The 24,970-nt window shown below is 70.1% G+C and carries 20 protein-coding genes and 1 pseudogene; 15 read left to right on the top strand and 6 right to left on the bottom strand.

The features are described 5' to 3' along the window. Positions 1-115: 115 nt before the first annotated feature. The 9 genes from ACH4E8_RS34175 to ACH4E8_RS34215 all read left to right on the top strand — a co-directional run bounded on the left by ACH4E8_RS34175 (position 116) and on the right by ACH4E8_RS34215 (position 9,902). Positions 116-718 carry an N-acetylmuramoyl-L-alanine amidase gene (locus tag ACH4E8_RS34175; protein ID WP_398455526.1) on the top strand — a complete coding sequence of 201 codons (603 nt, stop codon included), beginning with the start codon at positions 116-118 and terminating at the stop codon, positions 716-718. Between the two features lie 141 nt (positions 719-859). Further along, complete coding sequence (locus ACH4E8_RS34180) at positions 860-2,098, top strand: GAF domain-containing protein (RefSeq protein WP_398455527.1); 1,239 nt, start codon at positions 860-862, stop codon at positions 2,096-2,098. 130 nt (positions 2,099-2,228) lie between these two features. Further along, a complete protein-coding gene (locus ACH4E8_RS34185) occupies positions 2,229-3,701 on the top strand; it encodes an aldehyde dehydrogenase family protein (RefSeq protein WP_398455528.1) in 1,473 nt (490 codons plus the stop codon). Then, the gene (locus ACH4E8_RS34190; RefSeq protein ID WP_398455529.1) at positions 3,689-5,284 is read left to right on the top strand and encodes an APC family permease; all 1,596 of its coding nucleotides are present in this window, start codon (positions 3,689-3,691) and stop codon (positions 5,282-5,284) included. The genes ACH4E8_RS34185 and ACH4E8_RS34190 overlap by 13 nt, the downstream gene beginning before the upstream one ends. A gap of 46 nt (positions 5,285-5,330) precedes the next feature. Further along, positions 5,331-6,896, top strand: a complete 1,566-nt coding sequence (locus ACH4E8_RS34195; RefSeq protein ID WP_398455531.1) for a GMC family oxidoreductase — start codon at positions 5,331-5,333, stop codon at positions 6,894-6,896. Positions 6,897-7,025: 129 nt separating this feature from the next. Continuing rightward, positions 7,026-8,549, top strand: a complete 1,524-nt coding sequence (locus ACH4E8_RS34200; protein WP_398455533.1) for an aldehyde dehydrogenase family protein — start codon at positions 7,026-7,028, stop codon at positions 8,547-8,549. Between the two features lie 717 nt (positions 8,550-9,266). Beyond that, complete coding sequence (locus ACH4E8_RS34205) at positions 9,267-9,533, top strand: hypothetical protein (protein WP_398455535.1); 267 nt, start codon at positions 9,267-9,269, stop codon at positions 9,531-9,533. A 2-nt stretch (positions 9,534-9,535) separates the two neighbouring features. Continuing rightward, positions 9,536-9,700 carry a polyprenyl synthetase family protein gene (locus ACH4E8_RS34210; protein ID WP_398455536.1) on the top strand — a complete coding sequence of 55 codons (165 nt, stop codon included), beginning with the start codon at positions 9,536-9,538 and terminating at the stop codon, positions 9,698-9,700. Positions 9,701-9,749: 49 nt separating this feature from the next. Then, positions 9,750-9,902: a hypothetical protein gene (locus tag ACH4E8_RS34215; protein ID WP_398455537.1), complete on the top strand. Its 153-nt coding sequence runs from the start codon at positions 9,750-9,752 to the stop codon at positions 9,900-9,902. Between the two features lie 69 nt (positions 9,903-9,971). On the opposite strand, the gene ACH4E8_RS34220 is transcribed toward ACH4E8_RS34215, so the two are convergent. Next, entirely contained in the window at positions 9,972-10,283 is a 312-nt protein-coding gene (locus tag ACH4E8_RS34220; protein ID WP_398455539.1) for a hypothetical protein, read from the bottom strand. A gap of 240 nt (positions 10,284-10,523) precedes the next feature. Here ACH4E8_RS34220 and ACH4E8_RS34225 point away from each other — a divergent pair, with 240 nt between their 5' ends. Beyond that, the gene (locus tag ACH4E8_RS34225) at positions 10,524-11,810 is read left to right on the top strand and encodes a DUF6236 family protein (RefSeq protein ID WP_398455540.1); all 1,287 of its coding nucleotides are present in this window, start codon (positions 10,524-10,526) and stop codon (positions 11,808-11,810) included. A gap of 1,497 nt (positions 11,811-13,307) precedes the next feature. Here ACH4E8_RS34225 and ACH4E8_RS34230 read toward each other — a convergent pair. The 3 genes from ACH4E8_RS34230 to ACH4E8_RS34240 all read right to left on the bottom strand — a co-directional run bounded on the left by ACH4E8_RS34230 (position 13,308) and on the right by ACH4E8_RS34240 (position 15,991). Continuing rightward, positions 13,308-14,096 carry a sulfite exporter TauE/SafE family protein gene (locus ACH4E8_RS34230; RefSeq protein WP_398455542.1) on the bottom strand — a complete coding sequence of 263 codons (789 nt, stop codon included), beginning with the start codon at positions 14,094-14,096 and terminating at the stop codon, positions 13,308-13,310. A gap of 188 nt (positions 14,097-14,284) precedes the next feature. Then, positions 14,285-14,881: a hypothetical protein gene (locus tag ACH4E8_RS34235; protein WP_398455544.1), complete on the bottom strand. Its 597-nt coding sequence runs from the start codon at positions 14,879-14,881 to the stop codon at positions 14,285-14,287. An 807-nt stretch (positions 14,882-15,688) separates the two neighbouring features. Beyond that, positions 15,689-15,991, bottom strand: coding sequence for a hypothetical protein (locus ACH4E8_RS34240; protein ID WP_398455545.1), 303 nt, complete (start codon positions 15,989-15,991; stop codon positions 15,689-15,691). Between the two features lie 41 nt (positions 15,992-16,032). On the opposite strand from ACH4E8_RS34240, the gene ACH4E8_RS34245 reads away from it, so the two are divergent. Continuing rightward, a complete protein-coding gene (locus ACH4E8_RS34245; RefSeq protein ID WP_398455553.1) occupies positions 16,033-16,620 on the top strand; it encodes a hypothetical protein in 588 nt (195 codons plus the stop codon). A 450-nt stretch (positions 16,621-17,070) separates the two neighbouring features. Here the strand turns inward: ACH4E8_RS34245 and ACH4E8_RS34250 are convergent, their stop codons facing one another. Next, positions 17,071-19,041, bottom strand: coding sequence for an amidohydrolase (locus ACH4E8_RS34250; protein WP_398455546.1), 1,971 nt, complete (start codon positions 19,039-19,041; stop codon positions 17,071-17,073). 1,199 nt (positions 19,042-20,240) lie between these two features. On the opposite strand from ACH4E8_RS34250, the gene ACH4E8_RS34255 reads away from it, so the two are divergent. From ACH4E8_RS34255 to ACH4E8_RS34265, 3 genes are all read left to right on the top strand, one after another. Continuing rightward, complete coding sequence (locus tag ACH4E8_RS34255) at positions 20,241-20,681, top strand: hypothetical protein (RefSeq protein WP_398455547.1); 441 nt, start codon at positions 20,241-20,243, stop codon at positions 20,679-20,681. A 455-nt stretch (positions 20,682-21,136) separates the two neighbouring features. Then, entirely contained in the window at positions 21,137-21,685 is a 549-nt protein-coding gene (locus ACH4E8_RS34260) for an SMI1/KNR4 family protein (RefSeq protein WP_398455549.1), read from the top strand. Positions 21,686-22,046: 361 nt separating this feature from the next. Continuing rightward, entirely contained in the window at positions 22,047-22,385 is a 339-nt protein-coding gene (locus ACH4E8_RS34265; RefSeq protein WP_398455550.1) for a hypothetical protein, read from the top strand. Positions 22,386-23,394: 1,009 nt separating this feature from the next. Here the strand turns inward: ACH4E8_RS34265 and ACH4E8_RS34270 are convergent. After that, positions 23,395-23,961 carry a hypothetical protein gene (locus ACH4E8_RS34270; RefSeq protein WP_398455551.1) on the bottom strand — a complete coding sequence of 189 codons (567 nt, stop codon included), beginning with the start codon at positions 23,959-23,961 and terminating at the stop codon, positions 23,395-23,397. A 283-nt stretch (positions 23,962-24,244) separates the two neighbouring features. Between ACH4E8_RS34270 and ACH4E8_RS34275 the strand changes: the two are divergent. Then, positions 24,245-24,805: pseudogene (locus tag ACH4E8_RS34275) on the top strand (IS701 family transposase); the annotation flags it as partial. Between the last annotated feature and the right edge of the window lie 165 nt (positions 24,806-24,970).

The raw sequence follows: 24,970 nt of genomic DNA on the forward strand, positions 1-24,970 counted from the left end.
AACGCCGAACGTCCACACCAAACGACCGCCGTCACGGGATCCTCACGGTGACCCCCGGTCCGCCCCGCCCGGGAGACCGCCACGCCCACTCGCGAACCTCACCAGGAGAGGCCCCATGGACCGTAGAGAACTGCTCCGGGGAGCCGTCGCCGCCACCGCGGCCGGCGTGCTGCTGTCGTCGGCGCGCGCCCACGCCGCGCCGACGGCCGCTGCCGCGTCCGCGCCCCCGGCGGTGGACCACCCCGGCGCCACCTGGCAGCCCGCGTCGCCGTCGAACTACACGGCGTCGAGCCGCCCCTCCGCGTACCGCATCGACCGCGTCGTCATCCACGTCGCCCAGGAGACCTTCGCCGACACGGTGCGGATCTTCCAGGACCCGACGCGGAAGGTCTCGGCGCACTACGTCGTCGGCTCCGCGGACGGGCGGATCGCGCAGTGCGTGCGCGAGCGGGACATCGGCTGGCACGCCGGCAACTGGAACCACAACACCCGCAGCGTCGGCATCGAGCACGAGGGGTGGGTGGACCGTCCGGAGTACTTCACCCATGTGATGTACGAGCGGTCCGCCGCGCTCACCGCGGCGATCTGCGACCGGCACGGCATCCCCAAGGACCGGGCGCACATCATCGGCCACCACGAGGTGCCCGGTTCGACGCACACCGACCCGGGGCCGCTGTGGGACTGGGTCCGCTACATCCGGCTGGTCAACTTCGCCTGACGGCACCCACCCGGCCCGAGCGGATAGGCGCCCAGGTCAACCACACCTGAAAACGTTTTCGAACACTTCCCACCCGCTTGTCGTGCCCCTCTCCCTCGGTCACGATAGGGGGCCTGGGAGGCCGAGTTGACTCACTCATGGGTGGCCCTGGAACCAGGCGTCGATCCGGCGAAACGGATCGCCGAACTGCGCAGGGCACACGACGCGTATGTGACGGCGGGCACGGTGGACGGACCGGTCCGCCCGGTGGTGGCGGACTCCTGGCGGCGCTCCGCCCGGGCCCGGGTGAGACCGGAGGCCACGGTCGAAGTGGAATTGGTGGACGACGCACTCGTGGCCCACCGGGAGAGCCATCCTCTGGCCCGGGTGATGCCCTTGGTGCGGGAGTTGACGAGCGGGTACGCCCGGGACGGCGAGCACCTGGTGGCGGTCTGCGACGCGCACGGCCGACTGCTGTGGGTGGACGGCCCGCCGGGCACCCGCCGCAAGGCCGACCTGATGAACTTCGTGCCCGGCGCGCGCTGGGCCGAGGCGGTCGCCGGGACGAACGCTCCGGGCACCGCCATCACCATCGACCGCCCCGTCCAGGTCTTCGCCGCCGAGCACTTCTGCCGCCCGGTGCAGGCGTGGACGTGTTCGGCGGCCCCCATCCACGACCCCGCCACGGGGCGGGTGCTGGGCGCCGTGGACATCACCGGCGGTGACCGGCTCGCCCATCCGCACAGCCTGGCGTTCGTCGAGGCGGTCGCCCGCGCCGCGGAGAACCAACTCGCGCTGCTCCAACCGCGGCCCGCGGCCGGCCGGGCCCAGCTCTCCGCCCTCGGCCGCGACGAGGCGCTGCTGGTGGTGGAGGGGCGCAAGGTGCGGTTGAGTCGACGGCACAGCGAGATCCTGGTGCTGCTGGCGTACCGGCCTGAAGGCATCGGCGGCGAGGAGTTGCTGACGGAGCTCTACGAGGACGAGTCGGTCACCCCGGTCACCGTGCGGGCCGAGTTGTCCCGACTGCGCGCGCTGCTCGGGCCGGAGCTGTTGCTGTCCCGGCCCTACCGGCTGGCCCAGCCGGTCGACGCGGACTTCGACACCGTGACCCGGCGGCTGGCGGCGGGCACGGTGACCGCTGCGATCAGCACGTACGCCGGCCCGCTGCTGCCGGCCTCGCTGGCGCCCGCGGTGGTGCGACTGCGGCGCCGGCTCGCGGACCAACTCCGGGCGGCGCTGATCGCCCGGGGCGACCCCGGGCTGCTGGCGGACTGGGCGTACAGCCCGTGGGGCGAGGACGACCTCGCGGTGTGGCGCGCACTGGCGGCGGCGCTGGCCGGCGCCGGGCGGGCAGCGGCGATGGCACGGGTACGCGAGATCGACGCCTGGCAGCGAACCTGACGACCACCGCCGATCCGGCCGCGACCTGCACTGACTTAAGAATGACCGTTCAAAAAACGCTGGCATACCGAGCGGCGCTCCGGGTACGCGCCAGAGGTCCCACCAGGTCGGATCGAAGGAGCGCCCCCACATGTCGCAACTGTTCATCGGTGGTCGGTGGACCGCCGCACTCGACGAGCGCGTGCGGGAGATCAGATGCCCCGCGGACGGAACGTTCGTCGGTGCGGTCGCCGAGGCGGGGCCCAAGGACGTCTCGGCCGCGGTCGCGGCGGCCCGGGACGCCTTCGACCGGGGGCCGTGGCCCGCGACGTCCGCGGCCGAACGAGGCCGGCTGCTGCTGCGCGTGGCGGACCTGCTGGAGCGCGACAAGGCGACCTACGCCCGAGCGGAGTCCCTGGACACCGGAAAGCGGCTGGTGGAGAGCGAGTACGACCTCGACGACATCGCGAACTGCTTCCGCTACTTCGGTGAGTTGACCGCGTCCAGCGCCGGCGCGGGGCGGATCGTGGACACCGGCCGGTCGGACACGGACAGCCGGGTCGTGCACGAGCCCGTCGGGGTCTGCGCGCTGATCACCCCGTGGAACTATCCGCTGTTGCAGACCGCGTGGAAGGTCGCCCCCGCGCTCGGTGCCGGCAACGCCTTCGTCCTCAAGCCCAGCGAGCTGACCCCGCACACCGCCGTGCTGCTGATGCGCACGCTGGTCGAGGCGGGGCTCCCGGACGGCGTGGCGAACCTGGTCCTGGGCTCCGGCCCCGAGGTCGGCGCTCCGCTGGCCGAGGACCCGCGGGTGGACCTGGTGTCCTTCACGGGCGGCCTGGCCACCGGCCGGCGCATCATGGCCGCGGCGGCGCCCACGGTGAAGCGGATCGCCCTGGAACTCGGCGGCAAGAACCCCAACATCGTCTTCGCGGACGCCGACTTCGAGACCGCGGTGGACCACGCCCTGACGGCGGTGTTCCTCCACTCGGGCCAAGTCTGCTCCGCTGGCGCCCGACTGCTGGTCCAGGACGAGTTGCACGACGCCTTCGTGGACGCCGTCGTCGAAGGGGCCCGAGGGATCCGGCTCGGCGGGCCGTTCGACGAGGAGGCCCGCACGGGGCCGCTGATCTCGGCCGCCCACCGGGCGAAGGTGGAGGCGTACGTGGCGGCCGGCATCGCCGAAGGCGCGGTCCTGCGCTGCGGCGGCGCCCGGCCCGAAGACCCCACGCTGGCCGAGGGCTTCTACTACCTGCCGACCGTCCTCGACGAGTGCACGGCCTCGATGTCCGTGGTCCGCGACGAGTCGTTCGGTCCGGTGCTCACCGTCGAGCGGTTCCGCACCGAGGAGGAGGCCCTCGCACTGGCGAACGACACCGTGTACGGCCTGGCCGGCGCGGTGTGGACCGGTGACGTGGGCCGGGCGCACCGGGTCGCGTCCCGACTGCGCGCCGGCACGGTCTGGATCAACGACTTCCACCCCTACGTGCCGCAGGCCGAGTGGGGCGGCATGAAGCAGTCCGGCTTCGGGCGCGAGCTGGGTCCGACGGGGCTCGCGGAGTACCAGGAGACCAAGCACGTCTGGCACAACCTGGCGCCCCGCCCGCAGGGGTGGTTCGGGTGAGCGGAACGCGCGAGGACGTCGGCGGCCCGAGCGGGCCACCGGGCCCCGGGGCGTCGACGCGGGACGACGACGCGGCCCTCGGCGCGCTCGGCTACCGCCCCGAACTCAAGCGCACCCTGGGCAACTTCCACACCTTCGCCGCCGGGATCAGCTACATATCGATCCTCACCGGCACCTTCCAACTCTTCTACTTCGGGGTGTCCTTCGGCGGGCCGGCGTACTGGTGGTCCTGGCCGATCGTCTTCGTCGGCCAGTTGATGGTGGCGCTCTGCTTCTGCGAGTTGGCCGCGCGCTATCCCGTCGCGGGCTCCGTCTACAACTGGGCCAAGACGCTGGGCGGGCCGCACGTGGGCTGGCTGGGCGGTTGGATGATGCTCGCCGCCACCATGGTGACGCTCTCGGCGGTGGCGCTCGCGTACCAGGTGACGCTGCCGCAGATCGACGCCCGGTTCCAGATCGTGGGCGACGGCAGCGGTGCGACCGACGCGGCGGCGAACGCTGTCCTGCTGGGCACGGTCCTGATCGTCTTCTCCACCCTCGTGAACGCCTTCGGAGTGCGGCTGATGGCCCGCATCAACTCCGCCGGCGTCTTCATCGAACTGATCGCCGCGGTGGGTCTGGTGGTGCTGCTGGCCTCGCAGATCACCCGCGGGCCGGCCGACGTGCTCACCGAGACCCAGGCTCTGGGCGACGGTCAGAGCCTCGGCTACTTCGGTGCCTTCCTGACGGCTTCGCTCGCCTCCGCCTACGTGATGTACGGCTTCGACACCGCCTCCTCCCTCGGCGAGGAGTCCCACGACCCGAGCCGCAACGCGCCCCGGGCGATCCTGCGGGCCCTGGTGGCGTCCTTCCTCATCGGCGGGTTGATCCTGTTGTTCGCCCTGATGGCGGTGCCTGACCTGGCGTCGAAGGAGTTGTCGGATAAGGGGCTCCAGTACGTCGTCCTGGAAACCCTGGGCGCCGACATGGGCGAGGTCGTGCTGTGGTGCGTGGTCGTCGCCATCACGGTCTGCGTGCTCGCGGTGCAGGCGGCCGGCACGCGGATGATGTTCGCCATGGCGCGGGACAACAACCTGCCCGCGTCCCGGCAGTTGGCCCGGGTCAGTCCGCGCTTTCGCACCCCGGTCCTGCCCGCGGTGGTGATCGGGGTGGTCGGCGTCGCGGTGCTGGTCGTCAACGTCAACCAGCCGCAGATCTTCTCCGTGATCACCAGCATTGCGATCATCATGATCTATCTGGCGTATCTGCTGGTGACGCTGCCGATGCTGATCCAGCGGCTGCGCGGCACCTGGCGCCCGGTCGACGGCGGGTTCTCCCTCGGCCGCTGGGGCCTGCCGGTCAACGTGGTCGCGGTGGTGTGGGGCGCGGTGATGTCGCTCAACCTCGCCTGGCCGCGCGCCGAGGTCTACAACGCGACCGGTGAGCAGCACTGGTACCTGCGCTGGGGTGCGTTCCTCTTCATCGGCGTGGTCGCGGTCGGCGGGTTCGCGTACTACTGGTTCGTCCAGCGGCGGCGCACCGGTGTGCTGGCCGAGCACCGCGCGGTCGTTCCGCCCCGGGACCCGTCGGCCCCCGCGTCCTGACGCCCCGCCCCTTCTCTTCTTCCTTCCTTCCCGTCCTGGAGACGTCTTGTCCGTGCAAAGCCCTGTCCCTGAGTACGACTACGTGGTGGTCGGCGGTGGTACGGCCGGGGCCGTGATCGCCGCCCGGCTGACCGAGGACCCCGCAGTGAGGGTGTGCGTCCTGGAGGCGGGCCCGTCCGACGTCGGTGACGACAACATCCTCCAACTGGACCGGTGGATGGCCCTGTTGGAGTCCGGCTACGACTGGGACTATCCGGTCGAGCCGCAGGAGCGCGGCAACAGCTTCATGCGCCACGCCCGCGCGAAGGTGCTCGGAGGTTGTTCGTCCCACAACTCCTGCATCGCCTTCTGGGCCCCGGCTGAGGACCTCGACGAGTGGGCGGCGATGGGCGCCACGGGCTGGAGCGCCGAGGACTGCTTCCCGCTCTACCGACGGCTGGAGAGCAACGACGCCCCCGGTGACCACCACGGCCGGTCGGGTCCGGTCACCATCCGCACCGTTCCCCCGGTCGACCCCTGCGGTACGGCGCTGCTGGCGGCGTGCGCCGACGCGGGCATACCCACCACCCCGTTCAACGCGGGGACGACCGTGGTGCGGGGCGCGAACTGGTTCCAGATCAACGCCCGCGAGGACGGCACGCGGGCCTCGGCCTCCGTCTCGTACCTCCATCCGGTGCTGGGCCGGCGGCCCAACCTTGAGGTGCGCACCGGCTTGCAGGCCAAGCGGCTGCTGTTCGCCGACGACGGCCGCTGCACCGGGGTGGAGTACCTCCAGCCGGACACCGTCCACACGGGGTCGGTCACCGCACGCCGCGAGGTGATCGTGAGCTGCGGGGCCATCGACTCGCCCAAGCTGCTGATGCTGTCGGGCATCGGCCCGGCGGAGCACCTGCGGGAGGCGGGTGTCGACGTGCGCGTGGACTCCCCCGGCGTCGGCGCCCACCTCCAGGACCACCCGGAAGGGGTGATCATGTGGGAGGCGAAGCAGCCGATGGTGACCTCGTCCACCCAGTGGTGGGAGATCGGGATCTTCGCCGACACCGAACCCGGTCTCGACCGGCCGGACTTGATGTTCCACTACGGCTCCGTGCCGTTCGACCTGAACACCTACCGCCGCGGCTATCCGACCAGTGACAACGCCTTCTGTCTGACGCCGAACGTGACGCGTTCCCGGTCCACGGGAACGGTGCGGCTGAGGTCCCGCGACTTCCGCGACAAGCCGATGGTCGATCCGCGGTACTTCACCCACGAGCACGACGTACGGGTGATGACGTACGGGCTGCGGCTGGCCCGGGACATCGTGGCGCGCTCGCCGATGGCCGACTGGGCGGGGCGCGAGTTGGCGCCGGGCCCCGACGTGCGCTCGGACGACGAGCTCTTCTCGTACATCCGCGAGACGCACAACACCGTCTACCACCCGGCGGGCACGGTGCGGATGGGGGCGGCACAGGACCGCCACTCGCCGCTCGACGCCCGGCTGCGGGTCAAGGGCGTGCCGGGACTGCGGGTGGCGGACGCGTCGGTCATGCCGTTCCTGCCCGCGGTCAATCCGTGCATCACCACGATGATGATCGGCGAGAAGTGCGCGGACATGATCAAGGCGGACCGGTGACCGGGGGCCGGTGACCGGCCGGGGTCGGATAGGCAGCGCAGGCCGCAACCCGCTCGCAACCCCTGCTGCCCTAGCCTCCCGGGGAACGCCGTCCAACGGCGGGCGGCACCTCCCCGGGAGGCCAGGCTCATGACCCGATACGCAACGCCGGGCAGCGACGGCGCGATCGTCTCCTTCCCGTCCCGGTACGACCACTGGATCGGCGGCGCGTACGTCGCCCCCGTCCACGGCCGGTACTTCGAGAACCCGAGCCCGGTCAACGGGCAGCCGTTCACCGAGGTCGCCCGCGGCACCGCGGAGGACGTCGAGCGCGCCCTCGACGCGGCCCACGCGGCCGCCCCCGCCTGGGGCCGCACACCCGCGGCCGACCGCGCCCGGATCCTGCTCAAGATCGCCGACCGGATGGAAGAGCACCTGGAACAGCTCGCCGTCGCCGAGAGTTGGGACAACGGCAAGCCGGTCCGGGAGTCCCTGGCCGCGGACATCCCCCTCGCGATCGACCACTTCCGCTACTTCGCGGGGGCGCTGCGGGCGCAGGAGGGCTCGCTCAGCGAGATCGACGACGACACGGTGGCGTACCACTTCCACGAGCCCCTCGGGGTGGTCGCCCAGATCATCCCGTGGAACTTCCCGATCCTCATGGCGGCGTGGAAGCTGGCGCCCGCCCTGGCCGCGGGCAATGCGGTCGTCCTCAAGCCGGCCGAGCAGACGCCGGCGTCGATCCACCTGTGGATGGGCCTGGTGGCCGATCTGCTGCCCGACGGGGTCGTCAACATCGTCAACGGCTTCGGCGAGGAGGCGGGCAAGCCGCTGGCGTCCAGCCCGCGGGTGGCGAAGATCGCCTTCACCGGGGAGACGGCGACCGGGCGACTGATCCTCCAGTACGCCTCCGAACACCTGAAGCCGGTCACGTTGGAGTTGGGCGGCAAGTCGCCGAACATCTTCTTCGACGACATCTGGGCCGTCGACGACGACCTGCGGGACAAGGCGATCGAGGGCTTCACCATGTTCGCCCTCAACCAGGGCGAGGTCTGCACCTGTCCCTCCCGCGCCCTGATCCAGCGCGGCCACTACGCGGACTTCCTGGACGCGGGCATCGCCAGCACCGAGAAGATCGTCCCCGGGCACCCGCTGGACACGGAGACGATGATCGGCGCCCAGGCGTCCCGGGAGCAGTTGCAGAAGATCGTGTCGTACCTGGACATCGGCCGCAGCGAGGGCGCGAAGGTGCTCACCGGCGGTGAGCGGATCGAGTACGACGGGGAACTCGCCGGGGGCTACTACGTCCAGCCCACCATCTTCGAGGGCAACAACCAGATGCGGATCTTCCAGGAGGAGATCTTCGGCCCGGTCGTCGCCGTCGCGTCCTTCCCGGACTTCGAGGCGGCGATCCGCACGGCGAACGACTCCCGGTACGGACTCGGCGCGGGCGTGTGGACGCGCGACGTGAACACGGCGTACCGGGCTGGCCGGGAGATCCAGGCGGGACGCGTGTGGACGAATTGCTACCACGCTTACCCCGCGCACGCGGCGTTCGGCGGCTACAAGCAGTCGGGCATCGGGCGGGAGACGCATCGGATGATGCTGGAGCACTACCAGCAGACGAAGAACGTGTTGGTGTCGTACTCGCCGAAGAAGCTGGGCTTCTTCTAGACGTCAAGAATGGGCCGCCTGACCAGGGGGTTTCCCTGGCAGGCGCCCTTCGTGATGCACTTCCATGCGGTGAGTCGAAATTCGCCTTTACTTCTGATTTCTCCCACCCGTACTCCACCTCTGACCAGCTGTTCCGGGGTATTTCCGGGCCAGTAGCCGGTTAACCGACCCTCATCGACCTCCGAGGTGCCCTCCCAGCGCCGCATGGAGTCCTCGATGAGCCGGTTGGCGTGGTCGCGTGTCTCGGCCAGGAACTCTGCGTGGTGCCGGAAGAGGACTTGGATGCTCTGACCCGCGCGGCGTGCGCATTCGGCGGGGTCGACGCCGGAGGCGAGCCAGAAGGAGATGCCCGCGTGCCGGAGGTCGTAGGGACGCTTGGTGAGGCGGGGTTGGGGACGCAGTCCGGGTCGACTTCGTCCGCCACGTCCGGTGCTGTCCAGCGGAGCCCGTGGAGTGGGTTGTGGGTGAAGTGTCCGCGCTCGACGGCCACGCCGAAGACCTCGTTGACTGCCGCCTTCTTGCGCTTCACGGTCTTGGCCGCGGCGGCCGTTCCGTCGAGTTTGCGGCGCATGGCGTCAAGCGCGCGGCGAAGGGTGTCAGGGTCCTCCAGTTCACTCACGGGCATGGAGTTCGGCTCCAGCCAGGCCAGGGCCTCCTGCCACTCGGTCGGCCGCCTGGACGGCTTTCGGTACCGGTCGTGCGGTCCTGACCGGGGACGTGCTGCTGATCGCAGCGGTGGAGCAGTCGCTCGGGCCGCCCGAGGCGGACGCAGGCGCGGTGCGGGTGCTGACCGCCTCCCTGCGGGAACTGTGCACTGGGCAGAGCGCGGACCTCTCCTTTGAGGGGTGTGCACGGGTCGACCTGGCCGAGTGCCTGGCCATGGCCGAGGGACAGACCGGCGCGCTCCCGGGCGCGGCCTGCGAGCTCGGCGCGCTCGCTGCCGGCTCGGACGGCACGCCGCCGCCTGCTAACGCCGTCAGCTAGGAGTGGCGTTCCAGCTGGTCGACGACGTCCTTGGGATCTGGGGCGACCCGTCGGTGACGGGCAAGCCCGTCGGGTCGGACCTGGCCGCCCGGAAGAAGACGCCACCCGTAGTGGCCGCACTCGCCTCCGGCACCGCGGCGGGCGCGGAGCCGGCCCGGCTCTACTAAGCGCGGCGACGAACCGGACGCCGGCGCGGTCACGGAGGCCGCCCGCCTGGTGGAGGCCGCAGGCGGACGGGAGTGGGCGGTCGTCGAGGCCCGGGAGCGGGCGCGAACGGCGCTGTCCGAGCAGCGTCAGACCAGCGCGACACCCTCCGCGGTGGCCGAACTGGAGGAACTGACGGCGTTCCTGGTCAGCCGGAACCTGTGACAAGACCCCGCATCCGCGATCGGAGCCCTCATGATCACTGCCCGCCCGCTCACGCTCGGCGAGTCGGCCCTAGCCGTGCTCGGCCAGCAGGTCGCCTTGACCTGCACGGTCCGTGGGCCGCTGGACCTCGACGCGCCCCGCTCGGTGTTGGCCCGGCTCGCCGCACGGCAGCCGGTCCTGGGCGCGCGGATCGACGCCGCCGACGGGGCGTTCGAGTTGCACCTGCCCGATCCGCCGGCCGCGCCGGATTTCCGCCTCGACCTGGACTTCGAGGCCGCCCTCGGAGGCTTCGCCCCGGGCGAGCCGCTGCTGAGACTCGCCGTGGTCACCGGGGACGGCGCGCACCGCGTGGTGCTTGCGACGCACCACGCGGTCAGCCACGCGGGCTGCCTGCTGGAGGCGTGCCGCCGCCCACGCCACCACCCAAGCCCTCGACGCCGCCCGAGCCGTCGAATCCGGTCGCTGCACCACCCTCCTCACCAGCCCACAAGCTGTTGCGCAGGGCTCGGCGAGGGCCCGCAGCAGGGCGTCCCGACGGCCTCGCAGATGCGGCACGAGATGCCGACGCATGTCGGTCAGGACGTATCGCTACGTTGGCTGACTCCGAGATGCGGGATCGCCGTGTCCGGGAAGAAGATACTGCGTACGGTTGATGCCAGAGATCCCGCAGCAGACGCCCGAGGGAGAGCGGTGGCGCCACGTATCGGCCTGTACTTTCCGTACGTTCACATCCGGGACGCCGCGTGGGTCAAGGCCACCGCGCTGTACTGGCCGGCGCTGGCACGCGTCGCCGCGGCGGAGTACCCGGTCCACGACTCCGACACCGTGCGCGCTCTCGCGGATGGGCTCGACTTCATCCGGCAGTTGCCTCCGGACTCGGCGGCCGAAGCGATCGCCACGGGATTCATCAACGTCATCGGCAGGCATCACGACGCGCTGCACCGCTACTTCGGCGTGTCCCCCGAGGACATCGACGAGAGCGACCCGAGCTCTCCCGAATGGCGGTCGGTGAACCGCTACACCATCGCGCCGGAGGTCTGGCGACCGCGGGACGACCGGACGTCCCTGGTCGAGGTGCACTGGGACGAGTTCGCTCCTGCCCTGCGCCAAGTGCTGCTCGATTCCCGGCTGGGCCTGAACACCCGTCGCCCCACCCTGCTGTCCGGCGACGATGAGTACGACTGGATGTCGGTGGACCCGAAGTTCGCCTGGGTCTACAAGTTGGCACTGACGGAGGAGCTGGCCCGGCAGCACGGGCTGACGCCGATCACCGACAACCCCGTCTCCCAAAGCAGGGTGAACGACTGGGATGAGGAGCGGATCTCCGCTGAACTCTTCGATCACCACTCGCACAACCCAAACCCGGCAACCGTGGTCGGCATGCTGGCCGCGCAGCTCCCGCTACCCGAGGGCATCGCGGACGTACCCGTCGACGACATCATCAGGCTGCGCACCGACTACCAATCCGAGTTCGACCGTTTCGTCGACGCCCTCGACGCAGCTGCCGCCGAGCTGACGAGCTCCCTCCTGGAGAATCAGGATCCGCAGATCGTCGCCCTCCATGTGGCGCACATCCGCCGGACGCACTTCGAGCAGCCGCTCAACGACCTCAAGGCCGCGATCAAGGGGCTCAAGCTCGGCTCGGGGCTAGGGCTGGTGAACCTCCAGACGCAACTGCCCGCCGTGGGAGCCATCGGCGGCGCCGCAGCGGACTGGCCGGCCGTCACCGCCGCATCGATCGGCTTCGGCCTGGTCGGGCTCCACCACGTCACAGCCAAGGAACGCGACCGCATTCGGTCCGACTCGCCGGTCACCTACCTGCTAGAGGCTGAGAAAGTGGCCGACCCACGCTCCTTCATCAACCGATGGACGTACGCAGGCATGCGTGGTCTCGGCATCAACATCTAGCCTGCTCCAGCGAATACTTGTAGCACCAGGACTGATGCGGGCGTAGGCCGTGTCTTCGACATCCCGCCTGGCCCGCGACGCACAGCACGCGCATTCTCCCCCGAGCCCTTCGGCCAAGGACGGCCCGCAAGCGCCCTGGAGCGTCACCGACGGGCGTCGGCGATGGACTTGGGCCGTCTCGCGCGGCGTTTTGGTACGTCGTTCGAGTGCGCCGGGAGCTGCCGCCACCGGTGTGGCGGACGTGGGGGCCCTACGGGAGCCGCGGGCGCGGGCCGGTTAGCGGGCATCCCCGCCAGTCGCACCCATTTTCTTGTCACGTGGTTTCGTACAGATGTGCCCTTGTTGTCGCTGGCCGGTGCGGGGGTGTTCGTGGGCCACGCCGTGCTCACTGTCCTCAGCCAGCGGCGCAGAGGGCGAAGTCCTCGACGCGGAGGAGTTCTGCCGGCGGGACGACGAGCGCTTCGATCCAGCCCGCTCCCACCAGGCAGCCACGAAGAGGAACGGCAACACCGGGCCCGCCTCGCTCACACCGAGCCGTCCGCCAACCAGCCTCAGCCGCACCGCGCCGGCGTCGTTGCCCCTGCTTCCTCAGCGGGAGCATGCGTAATGCGCCGATGTGGAGCCGGCTCTGTTCGTGACAGGATGACGGCATGCTGACCAGGGAGGGCGATGCCGCGTAGGCGCCCGAAGGCCGTCCGCGCCGAGCGGTGGCGACCTCGCAGACACGTGGTGGTTGGGCGAATCCGAGGCGTTTCCGCAAGGACTCGTCCAGCTGTCCGCCGAGTCGAGGACGAACGGATGTGGCCTGGTGCCGTCGCTGACGCACTTGCCCATTTCGAATGGATGTTCAAGCAACCCGGCCGACATCTGCACGCACCCGAGGTCTGGCAGCCCGGACTGGAGGTGGAGTACGCCCGCGATGATCTGGAAGGAGCCATGCTTCACCTCCCAGGCGGTGCCCGACGCGATCTCGGCCGGCTGATTACTCGCATAGACGATGAGTTCCAGCGTCGCACCCTGCCGAACCCTGGACCGGTGAACACCTCCGCGGGCTGGTGGTGGTCAAGGATCCGCGACCGCTGACGCTGAGGCCAACTGCTGGCGGAGCGTCGTGGCGCAGTACTGCGCTTGGTGCACGCCGCCAGGGGCACCACAGCAGAGCCAGCCGCCAATCGACCACCGGCAACTGGCTGTGCGACAGGAACCCTTCGGGAGGCCCCACCCGCGCGCCACCCACCTCTCGCCCACGGCAGTCCGCTATCCGATCAGACGTGGACTTCCCCGAGTCTGTCGAGCCGATACTGGCCCGCGCCCTCCCAGGCCCCGACCTTCCAGCCGCAAACGCACTGGCGGGCGGGGTGGTATTCGAACCGAAGCTATGGACAGGGATCGATCTTGTCCGTTGTCCGCATGAACTGCTCCGTGTCGATGGCTCGTTCGCTGATCTCAGCATCCACATCCAGGCCGCTATGTGGCATCGGCCCGGGCTGCGCCGTGTCAGGCCAGCGTCTGGACGGCGTACAGGGCGCCAAGGGCGGTGGCGAGAATGCCGAGCAGGAGTCGGAGCGCCGTCTCGGGCAGGTGCGGCTGGAGCCGGGCGCCGAGGTAGCCGCCGATGAGGCCACCGAGGCCGCAGGCCACCCCGAGCCACCAGTCCGGGGCAACGGGGCCGGTACTCACCAGCGCGAGTGCGGTGTACACGGCTGCGCCGGCGACGGAGGTGGTGAAGGTCGCAGCGAGTGTGGCCGGTGCGATGAGGGCCAGGGGCAGGCCGCGGGCGGCGAGGATCGGCCCGAGCAGGGAGCCGCCGCCGATCCCGTAGATGCCGCCCACCACCCCGACGCACAGGGCCAGGACCGACAGCACGGTGGGCGACGGTGTGGCGGCTTCGGCCGGTGACCGTACGCCGACCGGGCGCCTGGTTCGGATGCACAGCCACAGACCGAGGGGCAGGAGCAGGACCGCGATCAGCAGCCGGAAGACGTCCGGGCCGGGCAGGACGAACACGCGCACGGCGGCACCGGTGGCGACGCCGGGCAGCGTCCAGAGGATCAGCCGGCGGGCCAGGCGACCGCGCAGGGCGCCGTTGCGGCGGTAGCGCCACAGGGCGCCGGGCCCGGCCACCACGTTGAACAGCAGGTTCGTCGGCGTGACGGCAGGGCTGGGAACGCCCAGGACGCTCAGCTGGATGGGCAGGAGGAAGACCGCTCCGGACACGCCGACCGGAGCGGTCACCACCGAGATCAGCAACCCGGCGGCCAGCCCCGCCCAGATCGTCCACTCCACTGCCGTCCCCGCCCCCTCGAAGTGCCCGGCCAGTATCAACGGCCGGGGCGCCGGCGGAGCGGGGTGGCAACGAGGTGTTCACGAACAGCAGGAACAGCCCGGGCAGCACCCACACGCATCCTCCGAATCCAGAGTCGCCCCCGTGCTCAGGTGTCGGTGGTCGGGTGGGCGGCCGGTGCACAGCAGCCCTACCGGATCGCCGCGGTGGCTTCGCGGTCAGGTGCCGAAGGGCGGTACCCGCTGCACAGCAAGGTCCTCGCGCAGCCGCAGGAAGCGGACGGGGTGACGGTAGCGGCCCTCGTCGACGGCGGTGTCTGCCTGGAACTCGGCCACCAGCTCAGGCCGTACCGGGTGGAATTCAGCTCGCCACGGGTGCCCCAGCCCGCACTGAAATGGCGCCCTTGCCAGGGATGATCGGCGTCGGCCCTTTGTAATTGCTGTGCGAGGTCGCGGCGTACCGCGGTGGACAGGGGTATGGTGCGCGCGATCATGCGCAGGTTACCGAGGGCGCCGTACCGGGCCAGGAGCAGCGTGGCCGGTGAGGCCAGGGTGCCGGTGACCCCGCCGATCAGCCCTTCGGCGGTCGTGGCGAGGTCAGGGAAGGCGCCGGTGAGGTCCGAGCCCTGGCGGGACTGGACCATGGCCAGGTCAGGGCGCGCGAAGAGGATGGCCCTGAACCCGTCCGACTTCTGTTCCGCGATCCAGTCCCGCGGCAGCGCCTCGTCCGGCGGCAGCTGCCGCCGGGCTTCGGCGAGCATCGGCTCGATCGGGGGTGTCAGGGCCACACCGTCGCATCTACGCGGTGGCGCCGGTCCTCACGCGCTGGGCGGACCCGGACATCGTCCGGGTCAGGGCTGTGATGGTGAGGAGGGGCGACTGCGCGTGGGCAGGGGGATGACGGTGGCGCCGCCGCGCAAGGCGTGATTTTCGAGGGTGAGTTGGCGGATGGCCTCCTCGTACAGGGCGAGGGTCCGGCGCAGGTCGGTGTTCTCCTGTCGCAGCCGGCGGAGGTTGTCTTCCTTGGGCTCGTCGGTCTGCGTCCGGTCCGTGCGCTCTGGCTGCGGGCAGCGGGGATCCGGGGCCGGAAGTGGGTGTCGATCAGGTCGGCGTAGTGGCGGTTGAAGGTGGCGTGAGGGATGCCGAGACGGCGCTCGATGGCGGTGACGGTCGGTCTGCGTCCGCTGGCGGATACCTCGTCGAGGACGGTGTCGATGGCGGCCTTGACGGTGTCAACGTCGGGCAGGTCGCGTTTCACGCTGCGGGCTCCGGATCGTGGCGGGTCAGGAACGCGGCCGTGGCACGGTGACAACGGCGGCAGCCACTTCACCTCACGCCGCGGACCCGTGTGCGACGCTTCGGCCGGCACCCGCCGCACCGTGCCACCCCCGGACCTCGCGCCCAGGACGACCACGCCGCAGCGGCACGCTGACGGATGGGATTGGCCCGCACGAGGTCCTGCTCGATCGCCCACAGATAGAACTGGTTGACCGTCGAGACCTCCCGGTCCCAGCTGGAGTCCCCACCCGAGGCCCGTGCTCGTCCCGACGACGCCACCACTCATACGCCGTTCGGTCGTCCATGCACGCATCGCGTCAGTCGCACCGACCTCGTCCGAACCACAGAAAGTCGAAGTACGTGCGCAGGTCCCGGGCAGGGCGGCCTGGGTGTTCCACCGGAGACAACGCCAACCACACCGAGAAGTAGCGGTTCAGCGCCACGTCGTACTGACCCGCTGGACTGATCAGGAACGGCTGCCTCTCGGGCACGCCCAGGTCGTCTAACCGCTGATCGAGACCCGAGAACAGAGCGCTGAACTCCCTTATGAACGGCGTCGCTTCACGTGGCCACGCCGGGTCCCTGCGGGTGAAGTGCACCCGCCAACCCATGATCGACATGACGCTGGACGATAGTCCGTGGACAGCTCAACAGCGCACAAATCAAGTGGGACGGCTTCCGCCTCCTCGGCTACGCCACCGCCGACGGTCGCTCCCGATTGCTGTCGCGACGCGGCACCGACCTCACCGCGGCGTTCCCCCAGGTTGCGCAGGCACTCGCCGCCGTCGGGGAGGACCTCATCCTCGACGGGGAACTCGTCATCTACGACGCGGGCCGGATCGACTTCGGCGCGCTCCAGCGGCGCTGGAACCGCACCGCCGCGGTCGCCCGGCACCTGGCGGCGGAGAAGCCGCCGTACTTCGTCGTCTTCGACCTCCTCCAGCGAGGCTCCCACCACTTGCTCACCGAGCCCTACCGAACGCGCCGCACCGCTTTGGAGGCGTTGTTCGCCGAGCATGTTCTCGGCCCGCCCTGGATGTTGTGTCCTTCCTCCACCGACCCGGCCCAAGCCTGGGAATGGATGACCCACTGGTCCGCGATCGGCATCGAGGGCGTGATGGCCAAGGGCGCGGGACAGAGGTACCAGCCCGGCCGACGCGGCTGGTACAAGATCAAAACCACAGACACCACCGAAGCCATCATCGGTGCGATCACCGGCACCGTACGCCGGCCGCAGACTCTCATCTAGGGCCGCCTCGACGAGAACGGGACGCTCCGGCCCGTCGGCCGCAGTACACCCCTGCGGCCGGACGCGTCCCGCGACCTGGTCGAGCGGCTGACGCCGGCAGGACCCCGGCACCCGTGGGAGGGCGTACGGTTCACGACGTCCTGGGGGTCACGCACGCCGACTCGACGTCGCGCTCGTTGAACCGCAGCTGGTCGCCGAGGTCATCGTGGACACGGCGCTGAAAGGCGGAACGTGGCGGCACCCGGTGCGCTTCGACCGGCTCCGGCTGGACGTCGCATCACCGATGTACCCCCTTTTTGATACGGGCGCCGATTCCGCCGGAGGGTGACGCCCCCTGCGCTCCGACGCGGTCCGGGCAGGGCCCCAGGGACCGATGAGGGATGCCTTAACAAGTTGCCCCTCGTTGCCGCCCCCACGTCAACGTCTATGACGCCGACCCGCTGCACACTGCTACGGGCGGCCGCCCCAAGGCCGCTGGTGGTGATGGGCCTCGCATGCCTGGTGGCGGTTCGCACGCGCCGGGCGCCGGGCGGCCCCGGTGGCCGGGTTCTCCGTTCGTGCCCGTGCCGCCCGTGCGGTTGCGGTGCCTTCCTCGTGCACCGGTACGCCGTCCACCAGTGTCAGACGTACCTGGGTGCTGCTGATCTCCGGTACCGGCACGCGGGTGACGTCGCGGTCCAGGAGAACGAGGTCGGCGGCACGACCCGGTGTCAGGGTGCCCATGTGGCGGTCCATCCGGAGCTGCCACGTGGCCCCCGTGGTGTGCATGCGCAGCGCCGACGCCCGGTTGATGGCCTCCATCTCGGGGTGAAGGGGGCCGTCCGAATGGGCGCCTTCCCGGTCGATCGCGGTGCGGATCTGGTTCCAGGTTTCGAGCGGGTCGATGGGCCAGTCCGAGCCGCCTGCAAGGAGCGCGCCGTGGCGTTCGAGGCTGCGGGCGGGGTAGAGGCGGCGGTGGCGGTCGGGGCCGATGTAGGGGAGGAGGGCGTCCATGGTCCAGGTGTCGCGCATGGCCCACTGGAGTTGCATGGAGGCGATGACGTCGAGCTGGGCGAAGCGTCGCAGGTCGGTGGGGTGGACGAGTTGGAGATGGGTGATGGTGTGTCGGTTGCCGCGTCGGCCGTGCGTGCGGAGGGCGGTCTCGTACCCGTCGAGGGCAATCCGGGTCGCGCGGTCGCCGATGGCGTGGGCGTGGATCTGCCAACCCTTGCGGTCGAGGAGTACCGCGAGCCTGGCGAAGTCGGCGGGGTCCAGCTGCAGTTGTCCGCGGTGTTGGGTGGGGTTGCCGTGTCCGTCCAGGTACGGGTCGAGCAGGGCGGCGGTACGGGCGGGATACTCCATCACACCGTCCACGAACACCTTCGTCGTCCGCAGGTCGAGTCTGTCGACCTCCTTGTACCGGCGGCGGGTGGCCTCCAGCCAGCGCAGCCCCTCTTCCGGCTCCCGGATCTCGTGGGCGTCGAGCCGCAACGCGGCGGCAACGCGCTGCGGGAGCTTTCCGGTGCGGGCGAGTTCCGTGTAGACATCGAGGTGCCACTCGTCGGCGGAGGCGTCCAGGAAGGCGGTGATCCCTTGCGCAGCGGCCCCGGCCAGAGCGTGGGCGGTGGCCTCGACCACCCGGGTGAAGGGGAGGTCCGGCACCAGGGAGTGCACCAGGCCCTGTGCCTCCTCCTTCAGGAGCCCGGTGGGCGCGCCGTCCGCGTCCCGCTCGATCTCCCCGCCGGGAGGGTCGGGGGTCGTGGCGGTGATCCCGGCGAGTTCCAACGCCCGCCGGTTGACCCAGCTGTTGTGACCGTCGGTGGCAGTGATCATGATCGGCCGGCGGGTGGGCAGCGCGTCGAGGAATCGGTGGTGCGCTACGGTCCCTACGGGCAGCAGCCCCACGGGGTCCCAGTCCGCCACCACCAGCCAGCCGTCCGGCTCGCTCCCGTACGCCGGATCGGCGAGGAACCCGCGCAGCAGCTCCTGCAACTGCGGGATGGTCAGCTCCAGATAGCCGAGGCTCGGGTTGAGCGTCGCGGCTCCGGCGGCCACCGGGTGGGCATGGCCGTCCACGATCCCGCTCATCACGGTTCCCTGCCGCGCGTCGACCACCTCGGTGTCACGCCCCGCGTACCTACGGACGTCCCGGGAGGACCCCGTCGCGAGTACCTTCCCGTTCCGTCCGACCGCGATGGCCTCCCGTACCCGCTCTCCGCGCATGCCTGTGAGCACGCGTGCGTTGTGGATGACCAGCGCGGCGGACTGCCGCCCCGCCGGTACGGATCTCGTCGTTGCGGCGGTGGCGAACTGGGGGACGAGTGACGCGGCAACGCCTACGGCTCCGGCGGCACCAGCCGAAACGAGGATTCGGCGCCGGGAGAGTGGATCATGGCTCATGTGCCCCATGGTGAACACGCGATTCCCGTCCCCGCGAACCATTTTCCGCCTCAGCGGGCCGTGGAAGCGAACCCCGCCGATGCCGGGTCGCGGGGCGGCGGTGGTGCGGGACGGGAGCAGGTTGCGCGCCCAGGTCCCCGGCTTCTGCTGCCGCCACCGCCAAGGTGCCGATGTCGTCGCCGTCGAACGAGACTCCCGGCGGGGGGCGTCTCGTCGCAGCATCCGCCGCAGATGAAGAGGTCGTCGGCGAAGTCCAGTCCATGACCGGACGGTAGTGTCGGCCGCCGGCGCGCCCGCGGGCGAGGGGCGGTTCACGGGCGCTGGGTGTCGTGCACTGCCAGGGATATCCGTTCCGCCCGCGCGGGGTTGCTCTCGAAGAAAGCCTGTGCGGAATCGATTCGGCGTGTATCTGCACCGGCTGGCCGCGAGGCATGGACCACGGCGGTCTGTCATCGGCTGTCGGAGCGCGGCATTCCGTTCTGGTCGAGATTACTTGCCCTCGTCTGGAGTTCAGCTGCGGCTTTTCCGGCAGGCGGATACCGGGAATGGCTGACACTGGTTGGGGCCCTGAGTGCTCTTGTCGGAGTCCTATGCAGCTGTGACTATTTCGAACGCACGATCTGCGATGGGTTCCGTGGGACGAACGGCTCCCAGGAGTGCTTACTCACGATCAGATCGACAGTGCGTACGGTGCTGTCCGGAGCCGGGACTGCGGCGGCGCTCGTGGCCGCCGTTCTCTTCCCGACGGGCGTTGCCGCCGCGTCGGCAACGCCCGAGCGGCGCGCTGCCAGCGGCGCTGCGGCTGTGGCCGTGTCCGACGGGCGCCACCTCGGCGTTCCGGTCCTGTTCCGTCCCGCCCGGCTACACCTACACCCAGGTGAACCAGACGCTGAGCTACGGCGGCACCGACCTCCGTACCCATTACCTCGTCCAGCCGCCCGCCGACGGCCTCATGACATGCTCCGTCCCCTCGGCTTCACCTACACCAGCACCGAGAGCACGCTGAACTGCTCCACGGGCGGGGGCTTCTCCACCAAATATCTACTGAGGGCCTTCTGACGACCTGTCCGCACGGCGCATGCCGGTGCCCGGGGGACGGCGCGGTCCGCCCCCCGGTGACGGACCATGGCGGAAGTGTGTGACCGCGACGGGACGAAAGGAGAGCCAGATGGACGGGGCGGCGGGGAGAGCGAGTGTGCGCCTGTGTAACGGTACGAACGCGGCTGTTAGATTCATCGATCATGCAATCACGCGAATTCGACCGCGACTTCCGCGACACGGCTGAGCGGACTCGCCTGAGGGGACTCGGCCTGCTGGTGCTGGCGGGGCTCCTGTGGGCGTGGTGCGCCGTACTGCTGCTCACGCCGTATGAGGCTGAAAGGGAGTTCGCCCGCTTCGGCCGCGACACTCCTGAGGAGTGTGGGGCCCGGTTGTTGACTGATCAGAGTACGGCTAACGATGGCATCCGTAAGGGGGACTACTGCCAAGCTGAGCGCGACTGGCCAGAGGCGGTGGCAGTCCTTGGGCTGTCACTACCGGTGTCGATCGCGGGTACTGTGCTCTTCACAACGGGGTTCGTGAGTCGTCGAATGAGCGCGCATAGCCAGGCGATGCGGGAACTCGACGCCATCGCCGAGCGGGCCGGATCTACCGATAAGGGATCACCCCCTCTGATTCGCTAGTGCGCGTCTCGCGCAACTGTGCCACACCCAGAACCCCGTCGGATCTTGCATTCCCCCGACTCGTCCGCGTCCACCGCGGACCGCCCCTCTCCGCCGACTTCCCGGTGACCGGGGAGTCGGCGGTGGCCGGGAAGTCGCACGCGAGGGGGCGCTCCCGTCGGAGGGCTCACCGTGGGGGCAACTGCAGGCCGCCGGGCTGCTGACCGCGAGGGCAAGCCGCCCGGGGGTGGCGCTGGGCAGTGTGGGGCGAGCATGTACCACCGTGACGCCGATCGGTATCGGACCGATGATCCCACCGACGTCGTGCCCGTGGCGCTGGCCATTGAGGTGTACGGCAACAAGGGGTTGCAGTTCGTGCCCCCACGAAGGCGGTAGTCCTACCAACGAGGTCTCTATCCCGAACGTCCCCAAGCCGGCCGACCGGTAGATCGCCACCAGAACCGGAGAAGCAACCCGTGACCCACCCGTCCGTCACCCGGCTCACCCACCTCGTCCCCCCGCCGGAGGACCGCCCCGCGGCTCCGGACTGGCAGCAGGTCGAAACCACCCTGGAAGCCACGCTGCCCGACGACTACAAGCAACTCGTCGAGGCGTACGGCGGCGGAGTGTTCGACGAGACCATCTGGCTCCTCGAACCCGGCTGCGTCGATACCGACTACGACCTCGTGGCCCAGACCAGCCAACGCGCCGCGGAACTCGCTGAGCTGTGGGGTTCGGGCGAGCCGAAACCCACCGAGGTCGAGAGCACCGACACCGCCAGGCTCATCCCCTGGGCCTACCTCGAAAGCAGCGGCGCCTACCTGTACTGGCTCGCACGACCGGACCAGGCACCCGCCGAGTGGTCCGTCATGCTCAACGAAGGCCGCGGTCCCGCATGGGAGCGACACCCCCAAGGATGCGCGGACTTCATCGTCGGAATCCTCACCGGCAAGATCCGGAACTCCTACTTCGACAACGTCCCGCCCCCCAGCCACGCCTTCGACCCCAACAGCGAAATCCTCTGAACGGCACCACACCCACCACGCCGACTACGCCGTCCTCGCGCCAGCCGGAGACGATCGGGCGTGCAGCAGCAGACGCGCCGATGATGCTGTCGAGTTAGGGAGAACGCCCGCCGCTGGGCAGACAGGACGAAGGGGCCGGATAGCCGGGGCAACAGATCATGAACGGTCGTGGAGCGCATTCAACAGCGCTCCACTGACACTCCCAACGGGGCGTTGCGGGCTCATCTGGTGGCGTGGAATTGGATCACTGACGGACAGTGTGGATGGCGGCGCTCGCTGGTGGCGGACCCGGTCTACTCACGCTCTGTCTAGGTAGCTGCACTCAGGTGGCACACGTCACCCGCCACCTAATCTTCGGAGCATGAGTTCCGCACGGCAGGTCGATCCGGTCGAAGAAGAAGCTCTCCCGCGGCTGACGGGCACATGGTCACTCGTACTGGGCACCGTCGCTGTCGCGGCGATCGGCTGCCCCCTGCTTCCCCAGTCCGTTCCGATCCAGCTCCGCTATCTGCCCATCTACTTCATCCTGCCTCTGGGAGTTTGGGCGGTCGTCTCGGGCGGCATCGCCCTGCGACGCATGCGCGGCGACAAGGGAGCCAGCCGCCTCAAGGCACGGGTTGGGATCGTCCTCGGCACGGTCGCCATCGTGACGGCGGTGACCACGCTTGCCTGGGCCTACTGGATGCTGCGGCACATCTAACTCGTCTTGACCAGCCGGCCCGTCGGTGCGGGCTGAACTGACGGGGCCGGGTTCCTGAGGCGACCGCGGTGCCGTTCGACCTCTCAACGGCGTACTTCTGGATGGCTTTTGGTCACAAGCGTATGGGGCTGCCCCCATCATCGCTCTGCCGAGTTCCCTGGCCGGAATGTCTCGGTGGGTATCCCGGCCCCTCGATGTCAGGAGACTGATGTCCCAGCCCACGACAGAGCCCCACACCAACAAGGCGGACGCCTACCGCGGTGACCAGGCGCAGCGCGCGGTCCCCGTCGAGGTGGAGGTAGGCGCGGGCGTCCCCGGACCAGCTGATCGACAGGAGTCCGCCGGGGGTGTGGACCGCGGCGACCGCGGCGGCGGCCGGCAGGGGGTGGTCGGGGTGGCAGGCGGGTTCGGGCGCGCACCGGTCCCGCTCGGCGCGCAGTCCCGCCTCCGCGTCGCCGAGTTCGGCGGCGGTGCGGACCAGGTGCGGACGGCGGGGGTGTCGCCGATGCCGTCGAGCAGTACATACGCTGCCGTCCCGCCGGTGGTGTGGACGGCGGGGGTGTCGCACTGGCTGGCGCGGTCTCCCTGGAGCTGGGCTGCTGCGTACGCGGTCATGGCGACGTCTTCCTCTCACGGGCGGGGCGGCCCACGCTGGGGAACGGTGTGCGCCCGGCCGGAGCGACGGACGTTGTTCACCGGCGTTCTCCGTGGCGGGCGCGGATGAGGCTGTCCCGGCGGCCTGCCCCGCACGTCCGTCACCGCGGCCTGGGGAACTGCCCGTCTCATTCTGCCGATTGACTCGACGGAGTGAGACGGTTCCGAATGAACCGGCGCTCGCCGGTGGGAGGAGATGCTCGTGTCCGAGCGCGAAGACGTACCGGACAGGGCGACGGTCGCGTCCGGCGAGTTCACCGGGCTGTCGCGCGTCCCCGCCGGGCCGAGAACTCCAGCCACGTGATGCACATCACACACGAATCCGTGGGGGCGCGTTGGGACTGGTAGGCCCGGGCTACCGGCGCAGGCGCGAGAGCAGCCCGGGCCGCCTGGACGCCTTCGGATCGGCATCCGGCGTGGCACTCTCGGGAGGCTGCACGACGCCGGTTTCACCGAAGACGGCGTGTCGCACGGCATCCCAGTCTCCGCGGCGCCACCGGTCGAACAGACGCGCACTGCCGATCACCGGGACGGTCAGCGCCTCGGCGAACGCGCGGTCGGTGTAGACCTCGACGTCCCGCTGAGCGGGTTGGAGCTTGATCTGGTGATTGACCACCAGGACGCCGCCGTCAACAGGCTTCGTCCCGGTCAGACCCGGCCAGGTGTTCAGATGCTTGAGCAGTTTGTCGGGCAGGTGGATGCCGGGAGCGACGGTGCCGGAGAAGACGTTGTGGCGGCGTTCGCCCGCACCGGTACAGGCAACGACGAGGGCGGTCTCACCACGCTGCCGGGCTCCCGCGGCGTAGCGCTTGTAGGGCTCCAGGCCGGTGGCGGGCCCGCGGACGGGGGACAGAACGGCCGCGCAGTCGCCCGTCTCCTGATCTTTCCACCGCGGCTCCACCCCAAGCGCCGCCCAGTCCACCGCTCCCGGCCGCACCGCCGGGGCGAGCCCCCGGCCCGCCGGACGTGCCGATCACGTCCGCTGGATCGGGGGCGCTCACCGGCCGTTCCTCTGCCCGGATCCTTCCTCCGGCGCGGAGAATTGACGCGGGCCCACGCCCTCGGGGCGGCTACCGTGTCCACCACGAGCACGCCCGGTCCGAGCGCCGCCCCGATCCGGCTGCACATTGCTGGCGAACCGCCGACGTCCCCGGCCCCGGCACCTGACACCCATCCCCGGAGACTTCACTCGAACGGGTGGAATCGTCATCACGCACGCCGGGAAGTTCCAGGCCAGGACCCTGGCCGCGCGGATCCCGAAGCGAGCCTGGCATCAGTTGTCGGCCGGAACGGGCGCGAGGGCGAGCGGTACTACGACTGGGCACAGGTCGACATCCACGACCCCGTCGGTCGGCCCGGCCGCTGGTGTCTGCTGGTCCGCCGCAACCGCCGAACCGGCGAACTCGCCTTCTACCACTGCTTCTCGCTCCGCCCAGTGCCGATGTCGGAACTGGTGCGCGTCGCTGGGCGGCGGTGGACGATCGAGGACATTCCAGGCCGGAAAGGGCCTGACCGGCCTGGACGAGCACCAGGTCCGCCGCTGGACCTCCTGGCACCGCTGGGTCACCCTCGCGATGCTCGCCCACGCCTTCCTTGCCGTCACTGCGGCCACCGAACGCCGCGACAGGACCGCCCCCGACGGCCTGATCCCCTTGACCGGCAACGAGATCCAGCACTTGCTCGCGGCCCTGATCCGCCCGGTCCACGACCTCGCACACCGCCTGCACTGGTCACACTGGCGACGCCGGCACCAAGCCCGCGCCTGAGCCTGTCACTACCGACAGCAAGCAACTGTCCAGCCATAGAGGTTCCATGTCCCCGGAGTGGGGGCGATATCTAGATGAATGAGTCCGAATGTTGTCAGTGGTCGTAGGCGGTGAGGGAGCGTTTGGTTGTGGCGTCGGTGGTCCAGTTGTGCCAGATGGCTGTGG

The sequence above is a fragment of the Streptomyces sp. NPDC017979 genome, assembly GCF_044328175.1.
Classification (GTDB): Bacteria; Actinomycetota; Actinomycetes; order Streptomycetales; family Streptomycetaceae; genus Streptomyces.